Below are 246 nucleotides of genomic sequence, written 5' to 3' on the forward strand. Positions count from 1 at the left end.
GCAGACAAAGTCGGCGATGGCCTCCAGCTCGTCGAAGCCGAAGCGGGGCAAGGGGCTCGCCTGGGGCGTGTCGCTCACGAGGGCGATGATGTCAGGGTCATCGGGGAAGAGCAGGGGCCTGCCGATGTCGGCGCGATACAGCTCCACCTTGGGAAAATGGTGATGCTTGAACCCCTCGACCAGCAGCAGATCCAGGGCGCTGGCATCGAAGCGGGCCAGCAGCGCCGCCAGGGAAGGCTCCCCCTC

1 protein-coding gene is annotated in these 246 nt (G+C 66.7%); it reads right to left on the reverse strand.

The genetic code is table 11. From position 1 onward, the window contains the following. Positions 1–246: molybdopterin-guanine dinucleotide biosynthesis protein MobB (locus BN1132_RS20285; RefSeq protein ID WP_042078005.1), on the reverse strand; the 246-nt coding region annotated here is incomplete at both ends.

The sequence above is a fragment of the Aeromonas sanarellii genome (assembly GCF_000820085.1).
Classification (GTDB): Bacteria; Pseudomonadota; Gammaproteobacteria; order Enterobacterales; family Aeromonadaceae; genus Aeromonas; species Aeromonas sanarellii.